Consider the following 13,434-nt stretch of genomic DNA (forward strand, 5'->3'; position numbering starts at 1 on the left):
TCCTACTTATCAACACCGACCCACGTCGCAGTGACCTTCACTTCGCCACTTGCATTTACCGTACCCATCCAGTCACTTCCATCTACAGTCAGTTTTGATCGGGTATCATTCATTGGAAAGAGAAGTTTTAATGTCGTCGTGAAATAATACCCTTCATCGACATTCGCGTTCCATGCGGTTTGAACCCAGTTTGCATTGGTCATATCAATAGGGTCTTCGCTACAACTGTTTCTGGCTTTAACTTCACCTCCAGACGCCGATATCCAGGATAGATAAGCCGGGATGGGGACAGTCATTGAAGAATCTGAAGATGTAAAAGTACAGTACGGAATACCATTGAGTGTTGTTGAATCCCCCACTACCTGTGCAGTGATGCTGTCGGCCTGGCGTATTGCCGATGTCGTTACTTTATATTCAAAGGTAATTGGGTTTTCATCTCCAATCTTTCCTGATGCCGAAGGTGTTGTCGTTCCATCTGTTGATACGATACTGATCCCATATTCTTTAGGGGTAATGTTGATAAGCGTCGAGGGGGTGAATTGATAGTATCCTGATTGCGGGGTAACAGAGTTATCAAAATAGAAAGTAAATAATGAATCTTTATTAGACAAACTCGTTCCGGCCGCGAGTGCCTTTTTAAAGAAAGAGTTTGATAAAAAAACATAAACATACTCCCCAGTGGTCGTGAAAACTTTTGAGTAAGTACTCGACGAGGAATAGTTGCTCCAACTGGAACCATCACCACTGTACTTTACATCGGATGATGAAGGTGAAAAACCCAGTAGGGCGGTATCAATAACCATCTGAAAATCCAGAGAGTTAGTCACATTTTTGGTTTGCTGGAGTGTATATGAGACCATTTTACAGATAAGCCCGGTAGAACCAGATACAACCCCCACCTGGCAAAGATCAGACCCGACATTCACACTGGGTGTGCCATCACTTGCAACCCATATTTCTGCCATTGCACCCGTACTATTAAGCGTTAGATGACCAACTTTCTCCAGGGTCATTGTGTAGTAACGCCATGTACCTCCCTTCGCCAGATCCTTACAGCGTTCACCTGCAGCATAGTCATAATCCGTATTGGAATTCATGTAGCACAGATTAAGTTCAAAAGTATCACTGGAACCGACCGACTGGCTACGGAAATACTCATAGGCAACCGGGCTTAACGTTCCCGCACCATAACTGCCGTTTGCAGCACTACTACCTGATTTTGCATGAAAAAATCCTTCATTATCCATGACATCTGGAGAAATATACCCCGATGCAGGACAATCACTACCAGTTGTCATGCAGCGAATACCAAGAAATGGCTGAGTAATGGGTGAGTTCGTAATCCACAAGTCAAAGTAACGATTACTGTAACTCCATCCGGAGTTGCCCATATATCCCAGACTTCGCTGGTTAGTTTTATATTTAGTCCATACATTTGCGCCACTAAAACGTGGAGAAAGTGAGCCGGATGTTATGAAATACTCATTATCAATAGTATTGTCAATAAAGAGATAGGTATTGCTACCACTCCCACTGCTACTTGATGTTAATGCAATGGCTGGATTAGCCACAAACACACTAAAAAAAAGTAAAATGGTAGAGGGCTTAATAAACATATTCTACTTCTCCATTTCGTGATGCTGTTTGTTGCTGTCCTTCACATTGAATATCACCAAGCCATACAGCCCCTTTAGAGTCTTTAAGGTCAAGATCGGCTTCACAAAGGCTTCCATTCGCTTCAAGTACAGTAATCACTGGATATCGCTTATCAACATCCATAGCAAATTCACCGTTATTATCGGTTTTAGTTTTACCTATATGATTGTGAATATCCGCATTGACATAATAATGACCAGCTGGATTTTTCATCCGACCAAAAACGGTGACAAGCTGTTTTATTTCAGGTGTAATCACGCCAATATTCCCAGGGTAAAGTACAACTCGATTCCGACGCCCACTAATAATATCTACGCTATCCTCTGAATTTTTATCGTTCATGAGTTCTACCTTGTATTCAGCATACGGTGGCAGACTAATAAAATTACTTTTACCCGTAAGCGAATAATTTTGACCGTTAACCTGCGCCATCATTTTCCCCTGCTCGCGGAAATTAGTATTAATCACCAGACCAGCACTTTGCGAACCTTTCCCGGCGTAAATTGATTTTTGCGTCCAGGCGATACTGCCTTGTGAACTCAAACTGTAGTTTGCGCTGCGATCCGACGACCGGGTAACAGCAACAGTACCTGCATTATATTTTGTATCGTAAGTGACATACCCATTAGCGGCAAAATCATCTGAGCGATAGTTACCATTGTCATCATTATTTTGTTTGATACGTTTCGATAACGAGGCCCCGACCTGGGTAATCGCACTGTTCTCGAACCGTTTCCGTACGGCAGCATTTGCCAGCATATTTCCGTTCTGGCTAGAGATACCGGTACTAAACCATGTGCCAAAAGGAATCGACACATCTATATTGATATATTTCTCTCTTAGGTTCTCGTGATCGTCATATTGATAATTCTGTATACCGGTTCGTAAAGAGACGGTAGCATAACGATTAGCGAAAAGTGACTGATCATAATCGATATTGGTATAAGTGTTTTTATTGTATTTGTTATTAGTGCGGCTAACGGTAAGTGTACCAAGGAATGGTACAATTTTTCTCAAATTAGCAGTTGCCCCAATAGTGACATAATCATTTTGTTGCATAGGCAAGCGATCGCCAATTCTACTAAATTGACGTGAACCCCAAACATTACCATATCCGCCCGGGACACTTAAATTAAGAGTCGAGATGCTTTGCCAACTGCTATCTGTTGCGAGCAACATCTGTTGATTATAGCTAAATGCATTATTGAAAATCACATTAGCTTCTGTTTCGTTAATTCCATTGTTATCAAAACCGTAGAGCGTTGACTTCAGATTTACACCAGATAACCAGGGTTGGCTAGTGGCGGCAGCAATACCAGCAATCCATGTGTCTTTTTTGCCGTAGTTGATATTGGTATGACGTCGGTAATCTGTTTTATTATATTCAAGACTACCGCCAAACATTTGCCAGGAAATGTTTCCTGTGACGCTCGACTTTCTTGCGAACGTTTTGTTAATGTTGGCCGTGCGCGAGCTGACTACTCTACCATTCACAACAACCTGCACATCAACATCATAGATACCAAAAGGCAAGCGAGAAGTATCAAGCTCATAGCTCCCCATCGAGAAATTTTGGATACTCAGTAGCTTTCCATTACGGTACACATGAACCTCACCTGCGGCTGGCAGGAAAACGGTCACGGGAATAAGTGCTAATGTATTATCTTCTATCTGAGAGCTACTCTTGTTCCCATAGCTTACCCCATAAATCCGGCTGGAGTTGAGGGCGCTCATACTGGCAATTGATTGTAAATTCCAGGTATCAACCATCCCCATTGCAAAGCGATGACCGGTATAATCCCGTTCATACATTGCTCGATACAGATCACTATGCTGGTTACTTGTCCCTATACCGTATACCGACCCGTTCAAGTTAACATGATGCTCGCGAAGAGAAACCGTATTATCAAGCGTCAGATAGCTACTGGCATTATCATTATCTTTATATTTATTGTAATAGCTGCCCACAGAGTAATTTAATACCGAGGACAAATGTTCAGAAGATGACTCGCCGAGCACGTTCGAACGTGGCAATATCGCTGCCTGCATCGCTTCTTTGTTGACAGTAAGCTCTATATAGAAAGAACGCGTATCCAGAGTAAGTGATGCATCTTTACTGAGCCAAATCCGGTTACCATCTCCGATATTTTTATTCTGAAGTTCTGCTATTAATGTTTTTATTTTAGGGGAAAGCTCTGTACGGTCAGGTAACTCACTTAACGTCAGTTGGTTTAATCGAAACTCGTTATCTTTGATGGTTAGTACCGCATCAGCAATTTTTTGTTGGCTGCGTTGAGTACTGTCATCACCCTCATATCGAATGAAAACGGGAACCGTCATTCCCTGATAAAGCGCATTGGCAAATACAGAAGGAATAACGTAATTACTGACTCTAACAGGAGTCATCGGGGCTGCCGAGAGGCTATGATTTAAAGAAATCATAAGCCCCAGAAGTAGAGTCCCTTTCACATACCCCAGATTATCCATAGCTATTCTCAGTTTACGTTAATGTACTGTTCATTATGCCAAATGCCGATTCGCGTTTTTTTATTAGTAAGGTCGGTATATTTTACCTTCACACTTATTCCTGGCATCAGATAATAACGTTCTCTGCACCCTTCACCGGCATCTTTAGACTTATCTCGGCATGGCCCGTACGAAATCACACGGAATGAGACATTCCCTGTATTTGTAACCGTATCGCCTTGCCAGGTATAATCAAAATTTTCATCGCGTGGAGCTACAACCAAAATTGTTCCAATAATTGCGGATGTTGTTGCTTCACCCTGTTTCTTTTTTTTCACATTATCAAATTCAGTAACAGGTTCGTCTGTCCACGAAAGCCGGTAGTAACGCTCTTTGTTATCCTGGAGTCCTTTATAAAAAAACCTAAAGTTTTCACTTGAGTTGCCGGGTAAAATTAAACTGGCAGGGGTGGATAATAATTCGCCTTTAGAATCCATGGGAATAACCTTCCCACCTGCCATTGGAGAACTGATACGCTCTAACGACACGCTCACATAGCGGGCGACATCCGTTGTGTTTTTAATCTCCTTAGCCAGACTCGATGCATCGCTACTCATCATTGAAGTAACTTCACCAACATTTATCGCATTTGCATAGAATGGACTGGCTGATGACATGACCAGAACAAAAGCAGCGCAGTATTTCATCTTATATCCTCAAAAGGAGGCCGAAGCCTCCTTTAAATCACCGGGCAGGAGAGCTATAAATCAGATGGTCCAAACGGCATTAAATTGAACGCGGACATCTCCACTCCAATAACCGTCAGTCAGTGCACTGAATTCTGCTGCGGTGCTACCGTCAGAAGTCGCTGATTCAATATTGAAATCGAAGTTACCCTGAGTACTTACACGATCGGTACCTGCGTAAGCGGTACTTACGGCCAGAGCATCAAGGCCAGCTGAGATATTGTTGGCAGTATCAATCATCGTTACTGGGGTTGTTTTGCTCAGTGCGGCACCGTTCCAGTTAACACCCACATCAAGTGTCGATGCGTCAGTCGTGCGGCTCAGGGTGTTATTGACAATCTGCGAGGTCAACATAAAATCAGTTGCGCCGGATTGGCCTTCGATAGTGATATCAAATGCGCCTTTCTGGGTATTAAATGATTTAATACCTTCAGCATACTGGAACGTCAGTGATTTTAATGGGGTAACAACCAAAGCACTGGTTGTATCTTTAGTTGCACTTGCATCCCAGCTGGCAGTTGCAGACGCAGTAACATCAGCCATAGCCTGGGAGGAGACGCAACCTAATGCAATTAAACCAGCTAATACAATTTTTTTCATTTTTATTAATCCTGAGTGAGTAAATTTATATCCATTATTTTCAAATAACTGTGTTCGTACTATCCAGAGATGATGCTATTCAATATCCCCCTTCCTCCCATTTTATTTTTCAAACTCTGCTTTGTTGCATAGACCTTTTTATTAGTTATATTCAGTATTGCTGCTATTTGCCGCACCGTGTATTCACTAATAAAAAGATCAAGGACATGTATTTCCAAATCCGTTAGTTGATTCCTTGATATAGACATATCTCTGCGCCCCAAAAACGAGGTTCTGATCTTCCTCTTAACCTCCTCATGGCTATCGGTAGCGCCTATAATTGAAACAATCTGTTGATAGTTCTTCTTCCAATAGGATGCTAATGGCTGCATCTGTTTATCTGATACAAGAATTATTCTCAGACCTGTCTTCTTCAGGTGTTCAATCCACTTGCTGTTGGTGAACAGATTTATTTTATACCTGGAAAAATCAACAAAAATCAGCCCCGTATGCGTAAGAGTGTAATATGTATTGATAAGAAGCGTTCTTATCCCAATTTGCAAATACGTATTGTCATTGGGCCATATGCAATATTGGTTCTCAACGCAGTTCATCATTTTCACAGTAGGCTGAGCTGTTAGTTCACACCGATAATGACAACTTATGCAACGTACTAACTCATATTTCTGCAAAGGCATTCTCGATAAAAGCCTCCGTTTAATGTTCACGTCCTGCGGTGAGTACATATTACGTACAGTAAACTAATGTGACAACTTTAACGCACAAATGTTAAGTGTTTAAAATCTCATGAAATTCTTAAGGGCATGAAATAACATTTATTTTATAACCATCTATTTTTGATAGGATTTTTCTTAGTGAGATTTAAGTTCCTGAAAAAAACATTAAGATTATCCTGGAAGGATGTAGGAATATTCCAGTGTTCAGGCATGTATTCGGTTAAAAAATAACAGCACAAATAGTTAAAAAATAATCTCCAAAATGCAAGCGTGTTATTCTTTTGATTTCAATTTGTTGCAACAATATTAACAATCAGTATTTTTATTGTTTTGAATAATCATGTATAAGAAGATAAATCAAATGTCGGTCCAATCGTAAATCCTGAAAACTTGATGTAGACGTGTCATAGAGCACTTTCACAGAGCTTCTACGAGAGGGGCTAACGGGATATGGCCCCATTGATTTTGGGCCAGGAACATCTTGGGCGGGTTCTCAAAAAATGCATGGAACTAAAACGGGTCTATTTACACAAGCAACAAGCGAAGCAGTTAGGCGACTACATCAATGTTCAGAGAAATCACACCTTATCAGAGTGCTCGTGTACCGTTAGGAGCGTGAGCGAAGCGCTGGCAGAGCCGGATCTGTAGCTACCGGGGCATTACCACAATTACCTCTTTACGTGGCTCATAGGGCCACACATCGGGCTTAAATGCGTGTGATCAATCTGTTTCGGGAGTTATGCCAGGTATGCGGAATTTTATTCATTGTTGCGCTGTCGCGGTAAGAACCAGGAACCACCGCCAGCGTGATGATATGCTTTCTTGTACCACAGACCAATCATGCGACAGGTGCGGGCGTAGAACAAAGGGGAGTTTAAGTTGTACCTGCTAAGACGAGGCAACGTAATTAACTGAACGATATTAACTTGCTGATTTATCAGGAGATTGGAGCGGGCGAAGGGAATCGAACCCTCGTATAGAGCTTGGGAAGCTCTCGTTCTACCATTGAACTACGCCCGCTTCGGCGTGTGCGAGGAGCATTATAAACCTTATGCCCTCGCTGGCAAGCCTCATCGCCACTGACTGGCGATAAAATAGTCTTTTAGCACTTAGGCTTACTGCCTTGCGGCGGTAAGTAGCGCAGTGGGTCAATCGCCGTCGCGCGGTAGCGAATCTGGAAGTGCAGACGCACGGAATCTGCATCGCTGCTGCCCATGGTGGCAATCTTCTGGCCAATCTTCACACTTTGCCCGTTGTTCACCAATAGCGTGTCGTTGTGCGCGTAGGCGGTGATGTAATCCTCACTGTGTTTAATCATGATCAGATTACCGTAACCGCGCAGTTGGTTGCCGACGTAGACCACTTTCCCGGCACCTGCTGCATACACCGGTTGACCGCGACTGCCGGAAATATCGATACCCTTATTACCGCCGTCAGCAGTGGAGTAAGGCATGATCACTTTCCCACTGGTGGGCCAGCGCCAGCAGCGTTGCCCCACCGGAGGCCATGATGCCTGCGGCACGGCGGAGGATGGTGTCACTTTCGCCGTGCTGCTTGATTTTTTACCTAACAGTTTTGAGGAACCGCCGGTTTTAATCTTCTGCCCGACCTCAATGGTATAGGGCGGCTTGATACCGTTCAGACGCGCCAGTTCGGCCACGCTGGTGCCGGTTGCACGAGAGATACGCGACAGTGTGTCGCCGCGTTTGACGGTATAGACCGAACCATCATAGCTGCCGGAGCCCGATTTGCTCCCGGAACAGCCCACCAGCACCACGCCGAGAAACAGGCACAGTATAAAACGCATTGGCTGGGTACTCAGGCATCCTGCTAGCAAAACATCGTCCTCAGGTTAGTTCAGTCAGGTCGCCTATGATAGCAGGCTGATGGCGGATGCCAATATCTCAGACAGAAGGATGAGTGTTGAAGGAATACCCTTCCGCCACCAAATCCATCGCTAATATGCTGTCGGGTTTAATTCTGGTTGTGCCAATTTCCGCACTGCGGGCCAGTTTGTTTCCTTAAGCCTGAGGTATAATAGCTTTGCCCGGTGGTGTAGCGCCATCTGGCGTTTTTGAATTCGCTATCGGGAGCCAGGATGAAAGGGCAAGAACACGTCATTTTGCTGAATGAAAAAGGTGAACAGATTGGCTCTGCGGAAAAATATGCCGTACATACCGCCCACACGCCTCTCCATCTCGCCTTCTCCTGCTGGATTTTCAATAACCAAGGCGAGGTTCTGATTACCCGACGCTCGCTCAGCAAAAAAGCCTGGCCGGGCGTCTGGACCAATTCGGTATGCGGTCATCCGCAACTGAGCGAATCGTTCGAGCAGGCGATTACCCGTCGCTGCCGTTTCGAAGTCGGCGCGGCGCTCACCGACATTACGCCGGTGTATCCTGAATTTCGTTATTGCGAAACAGACGCCAGCGGCATTGTGGAAAACGAAGTCTGCCCGGTGTATGCGGCAAGGTTAACCAATGCCATTGCATTGAACCCGGACGAAGTGATGGATAGTCACTGGGTTTCATTGGATGCGCTTTTTCAGGCGCTGGCTGCCACACCGTGGGCATTTAGCCCGTGGATGGTATTGCAGTATCGTTCGCAAGAGGCGCGGGATAAGCTGGCGCGGTTTGTACCCTCACCCTAACCCTCTCCCACAGGGAGAGGGAACAGATTGTGCAAGTGGTTAAAATCTTCGCTGGTTTTCTCCCTCTCCTTTGGGGAAAGGGCCGGGGTGAGGGGTAAAAAAAAGCCCCGATGCTCACACATCGGGGCTTTTTTACATCTCAGTGATTTATTTCACCGGGCGCATCGCCGGGAACAGAATCACGTCGCGGATGGTGTGGCTGTTGGTGAACAGCATCACCATACGGTCGATACCGATACCCAGACCCGCAGTCGGCGGCAGGCCGTGTTCCAGTGCAGTTACGTAGTCTTCGTCGAAGAACATCGCTTCGTCGTCGCCTGCGGCTTTCGCATCAACCTGATCCTGGAAACGCTGTGCCTGATCTTCTGCATCGTTCAGCTCGCTAAAGCCGTTACCGATTTCACGACCACCGATGAAGAATTCAAAGCGGTCAGTGATTTCCGGGTTAACGTCATTACGACGCGCCAGCGGAGACACTTCAGCCGGGTATTCAGTGATGAAGGTCGGCTGAATCAGGTGCGCTTCGGCCACTTCTTCAAAGATTTCGGTCACGATACGGCCCAGACCCCAGCTCTTCTCAACATGAATACCGATGCTTTCCGCAATCGCTTTTGCCGAGTCGAAGTTATCCAGATCGGCCATATCCGTTTCCGGACGGTATTTCTTGATCGCTTCGCGCATGGTCAGTTTTTCGAACGGTTTACCGAAGTCGAAAGTTTCTTCGCCATAAGGCACTTCGGTGGTACCGAGGATATTCTGCGCCAGGGTGCGGAACAGAGATTCGGTCAGTTCGATCAGATCCTTGTAATCCGCATAAGCCATATAGAGTTCCATCATGGTGAACTCTGGGTTGTGACGTACGGAGATACCTTCGTTACGGAAGTTACGGTTGATTTCGAAGACGCGTTCGAAGCCGCCAACAACCAGACGTTTCAGGTACAGTTCCGGCGCGATACGCAGGTACATGTCCAGGTCCAGGGCGTTGTGGTGGGTGATAAACGGACGGGCAGACGCGCCGCCAGGAATCACCTGCATCATTGGAGTTTCCACTTCCATAAAGTCGCGGGCAACCATGAACTGGCGGATACCGGCCATAATCTGGGAGCGGATTTTAAAGGTTTTGCGGGATTCATCGTTAGAGATGAGATCCAGGTAACGCTGGCGATAACGCGCTTCCTGATCCTGCAGGCCGTGGAATTTGTCCGGCAGCGGGCGCAAAGCTTTGGTCAGCAGACGCAGCTCGGTGCAGTGGATAGACAGTTCACCGGTTTTGGTTTTGAACAGTTTACCTTTCGCGCCGAGAATATCGCCGAGGTCCCATTTTTTGAACTGCTCGTTATAAACGCCTTCCGGCAGATCGTCACGGGCAACGTACAGCTGAATGCGGCCACCCACGTCCTGCAAGGTCACGAAAGAGGCTTTACCCATAATACGGCGGGTCATCATGCGGCCAGCAACGGACACTTCGATGTTCAGCGCTTCCAGCTCTTCGTTCTCTTTGGCGTCGAAGTCAGCGTGCAGTTGGTCTGAGGTGTGGTCGCGACGGAAATCGTTCGGGAACGGGAGGCCCTGCTCGCGCAGTGCTGCCAGCTTCTCGCGGCGCGCTTTCAGTTCATTGTTAAGGTCAGCTACCGCGTCAGCACCTTGTGCGTGTTGTTCAGACATGTTGGTTCCTCATAACCCTGCTTTCAAACTTGCTTCGATAAATTGATCCAGACTGCCGTCCAGCACCGCCTGCGTGTTACGGGTTTCTACACCGGTACGCAAGTCTTTGATGCGGGAGTCGTCCAGGACATAAGAACGAATCTGGCTACCCCAGCCAATGTCGGACTTGTTGTCTTCCATTGCCTGTTTTTCCGCGTTCTTCTTCTGCATTTCCAGTTCATAAAGCTTCGCTTTCATCTGCTTCATGGCCTGGTCTTTGTTCTTGTGCTGAGAACGATCGTTCTGGCACTGGGTAACCGTGTTGGTCGGAATGTGGGTAATACGTACCGCAGATTCTGTACGGTTAACGTGCTGACCACCCGCCCCTGACGCGCGATACACGTCAATACGCAGGTCAGCCGGGTTGATTTCGATATCGATATCGTCATCCACTTCCGGATAAACAAACGCAGAGCTGAAAGAGGTATGACGACGGCCACCAGAATCGAACGGGCTCTTACGCACCAGGCGGTGAACGCCGGTTTCAGTACGTAACCAGCCGTACGCGTAGTCACCGGAAATCTTGATGGTAACGGATTTGATACCCGCAACTTCACCTTCAGATTCTTCGATGATTTCGGTTTTGAAGCCGCGCGCTTCAGCCCAACGCAGATACATACGCTCAAGCATGCTGGCCCAGTCCTGCGCTTCGGTGCCGCCGGAACCTGCCTGGATATCCAGGTAGCAGTCGGCGCTATCGTATTCACCGGAGAACATGCGGCGGAATTCCAGCTGTTCCAGCTTCTCTTCCAGCGTATCGAGTTCCGCAACGGCTTCGTTGAAGGTCTCTTCGTCATCCGCTTCTACAGCGAGCTCCAGCAGCCCGGAGACATCTTCCAGGCCCTGAGACATTTGATCCAGCGTATCGACGATGGCTTCCAGAGAGGAACGTTCTTTGCCCAGCGCCTGTGCGCGCTCAGGTTCGTTCCAGACGTCCGGCTGTTCCAGCTCGGCGTTTACTTCTTCAAGACGCTCTTTCTTGGCATCATAGTCAAAGATACCCCCTAAGAACGTCAGAGCGCTCCGTGAGGTCCTGAATGCGGTTATTTACCGGGTTAATTTCAAACATGGTCTGTTTTCTTTTAATGGACGAGTCAAAATGCGGTTATAAGGGCGAGATTTTACCGGATCTGCGCCCTTATTTATAGCGATTACTGGCGCTAAATTGGCCAGATATTGTCGATGATTAACTGCACACTGCGGTTTCCGCGAAACTCGTTGATGTCGAGCTTGTAGGCAAGCTTAACTTCGCGCACGCCGTTATCCGGCCAGCAGGTGGTATCAACGTTAAACGCGATGCCGTCCAGCAGCGGGCCGCCGCCCACGGGTTCCACCATCACTTTCAGGTGACGTTCACCGACAATGCGCTGTTGCAGCAGACGAAAATGCCCGTCAAACAGCGGTTCCGGGAACATCTGCCCCCACGGTCCGGCTTCACGTAGCATCTGCGCCACGTCCAGCGTCATCTCCTGCGGGGAAAGTTCGCCATCTGAAAGAATTTCCCCCTGCAACAGGGCCGGGTCGAGCCATTCGGTGACCAGTTCGCCAAAACGCTGCTGGAACTCATCAAACTTCGTTTCTTCCAGCGATAAACCTGCCGCCATCGCGTGGCCGCCAAACTTCACCATCAGGCCAGGATAAAGCGTGTCCAGGCGTTCCAGCGCATCGCGCATATGTAAGCCCTGGATCGAACGGCCAGACCCTTTCAGCATGCCGTCTCCGGCAGGGGCAAAGGCAATCACCGGGCGATGGAAACGCTCTTTGATACGCGAGGCAAGAATGCCGACCACGCCCTGATGCCATTCAGGATGATACATCGCCAGCCCGCCGGGCAATGTTTCGCTGCTGCGTTCCAGCTTTTCGCACAGCGTCAGTGCTTCTGCCTGCATGCCCTGCTCAATCTCTTTACGCGTCTGGTTGAGCGCATCGAGTTCATTTGCCAGCATACGGGCTTCACCGAGGTTTTCGCTCAGTAATAGCGCTACACCAACAGACATATCATCCAGACGACCGGCGGCATTCAGGCGTGGGCCGAGGGCGAAACCGAGATCGCTCGCCACCAGCTTTTGCGGGTCACGATTGGCAATTTCCAGCAAGGCTTTGATGCCAGGACGACATACACCCGCGCGAATGCGGCTCAGGCCCTGCCAGGTCAGAATACGGTTATTCGCGTCCAGCGGCACCACGTCGGCGACGGTGCCCAGCGCCACCAGGTCGAGGAACTCGACAATCTTCGGCACCGCGATGCCGCGCGATTCAAACCAGCCTTTGGCCTTCAGATGATTACACAGCACCAGCATCAGGTAGAACGCCACGCCTACGCCCGCCAGCGATTTCGACGGAAACGGGCAGTCAGACAGGTTTGGGTTCACCATCGCATCGGCATCCGGCAGCGTCTCGCCTGGCAGGTGGTGATCGGTCACCAGCACGCTGATTCCCAACGCATGTGCATGGTCGACGCCCGCATGGGAAGAGATCCCGTTATCCACCGTCATGATCATCTGCGCGCCGCGCGCATGTGCCTGATCGACAACTTCCGGGCTCAGACCATAACCGTCTTCAAAACGGTTCGGCACCAAATACTCCACGTTGTGGCAGCCCATTGCACGTAGCGAGAGCACACTCAACGCGGTGCTGGTCGCGCCATCGGCATCAAAATCACCTACCACCATAATGCGCAGATTTTTCTCGAACGCATCGTGCAGCATCTCAACGGCTTTTTCGACGCCCGTTAATGTGCGCCAGTGCAGCATGCCTTTCAGGCCGCGCTCCAGATCGTCCGCCGACTTCACGCCACGGCTGGCGTACAAACGGCGCAGCAGCGGCGGTAAATCAGCGGGCAGCGAATCTGAATCAACCGCCTCGCGGCGGCGAAGTTGAATCTGTGGTTTCACGC

10 protein-coding genes and 1 tRNA gene are annotated in these 13,434 nt (G+C 48.0%); 1 reads left to right on the top strand and 10 read right to left on the bottom strand.

The features are described from left to right. Positions 1-2: 2 nt before the first annotated feature. The 7 genes from NMC31_RS09995 to actS all read right to left on the bottom strand — a co-directional run bounded on the left by NMC31_RS09995 (position 3) and on the right by actS (position 7,991). Complete coding sequence (locus tag NMC31_RS09995; RefSeq protein ID WP_253897822.1) at positions 3-1,616, bottom strand: fimbrial adhesin EcpD family protein; 1,614 nt, start codon at positions 1,614-1,616, stop codon at positions 3-5. Further along, a complete protein-coding gene (locus NMC31_RS10000; RefSeq protein ID WP_253897823.1) occupies positions 1,606-4,143 on the bottom strand; it encodes a TcfC E-set like domain-containing protein in 2,538 nt (845 codons plus the stop codon). The genes NMC31_RS09995 and NMC31_RS10000 overlap by 11 nt, the downstream gene beginning before the upstream one ends. Positions 4,144-4,151: 8 nt before the next feature. Further along, on the bottom strand, positions 4,152-4,829 hold the full coding sequence (locus tag NMC31_RS10005; protein ID WP_253897824.1) for an EcpB family pilus assembly chaperone: 678 nt from the start codon (positions 4,827-4,829) through the stop codon (positions 4,152-4,154). A 60-nt stretch (positions 4,830-4,889) separates the two neighbouring features. Then, entirely contained in the window at positions 4,890-5,468 is a 579-nt protein-coding gene (gene ecpA / locus NMC31_RS10010) for a common pilus major fimbrillin subunit EcpA (protein WP_149463310.1), read from the bottom strand. Positions 5,469-5,527: 59 nt separating this feature from the next. Further along, complete coding sequence (locus tag NMC31_RS26270) at positions 5,528-6,193, bottom strand: helix-turn-helix transcriptional regulator (protein ID WP_436650009.1); 666 nt, start codon at positions 6,191-6,193, stop codon at positions 5,528-5,530. A gap of 937 nt (positions 6,194-7,130) precedes the next feature. Then, a tRNA-Gly gene (locus NMC31_RS10015) sits at positions 7,131-7,204 on the bottom strand. Positions 7,205-7,286: 82 nt separating this feature from the next. Further along, positions 7,287-7,991 (bottom strand): amidase activator ActS, encoded by a 705-nt coding sequence (gene actS, locus NMC31_RS10020; RefSeq protein WP_436650011.1) that lies wholly within the window; start codon positions 7,989-7,991, stop codon positions 7,287-7,289. A 291-nt stretch (positions 7,992-8,282) separates the two neighbouring features. On the opposite strand from actS, the gene idi reads away from it, so the two are divergent. Further along, positions 8,283-8,834 (top strand): isopentenyl-diphosphate Delta-isomerase, encoded by a 552-nt coding sequence (gene idi / locus NMC31_RS10025; RefSeq protein ID WP_253897826.1) that lies wholly within the window; start codon positions 8,283-8,285, stop codon positions 8,832-8,834. Positions 8,835-8,981: 147 nt separating this feature from the next. Here idi and lysS read toward each other — a convergent pair whose 3' ends face one another. The 3 genes from lysS to recJ all read right to left on the bottom strand — a co-directional run bounded on the left by lysS (position 8,982) and on the right by recJ (position 13,432). Next, positions 8,982-10,499: a lysine--tRNA ligase gene (gene lysS, locus NMC31_RS10030; protein WP_253897827.1), complete on the bottom strand. Its 1,518-nt coding sequence runs from the start codon at positions 10,497-10,499 to the stop codon at positions 8,982-8,984. 9 nt (positions 10,500-10,508) lie between these two features. Next, positions 10,509-11,607 (bottom strand): peptide chain release factor 2 gene (gene prfB, locus NMC31_RS10035; RefSeq protein WP_015963134.1). Its coding sequence is split into 2 segments (ribosomal slippage): positions 10,509-11,531 and positions 11,533-11,607, totalling 1,098 coding nucleotides; the frame shifts between segments, so codons are not numbered across the junction. A gap of 91 nt (positions 11,608-11,698) precedes the next feature. After that, a complete protein-coding gene (gene recJ, locus NMC31_RS10040; RefSeq protein ID WP_253897828.1) occupies positions 11,699-13,432 on the bottom strand; it encodes a single-stranded-DNA-specific exonuclease RecJ in 1,734 nt (577 codons plus the stop codon). Between the last annotated feature and the right edge of the window lie 2 nt (positions 13,433-13,434).

It is taken from the genome of Pseudocitrobacter vendiensis (assembly GCF_943590815.1).
Classification (GTDB): domain Bacteria; phylum Pseudomonadota; class Gammaproteobacteria; order Enterobacterales; family Enterobacteriaceae; genus Pseudocitrobacter; species Pseudocitrobacter vendiensis.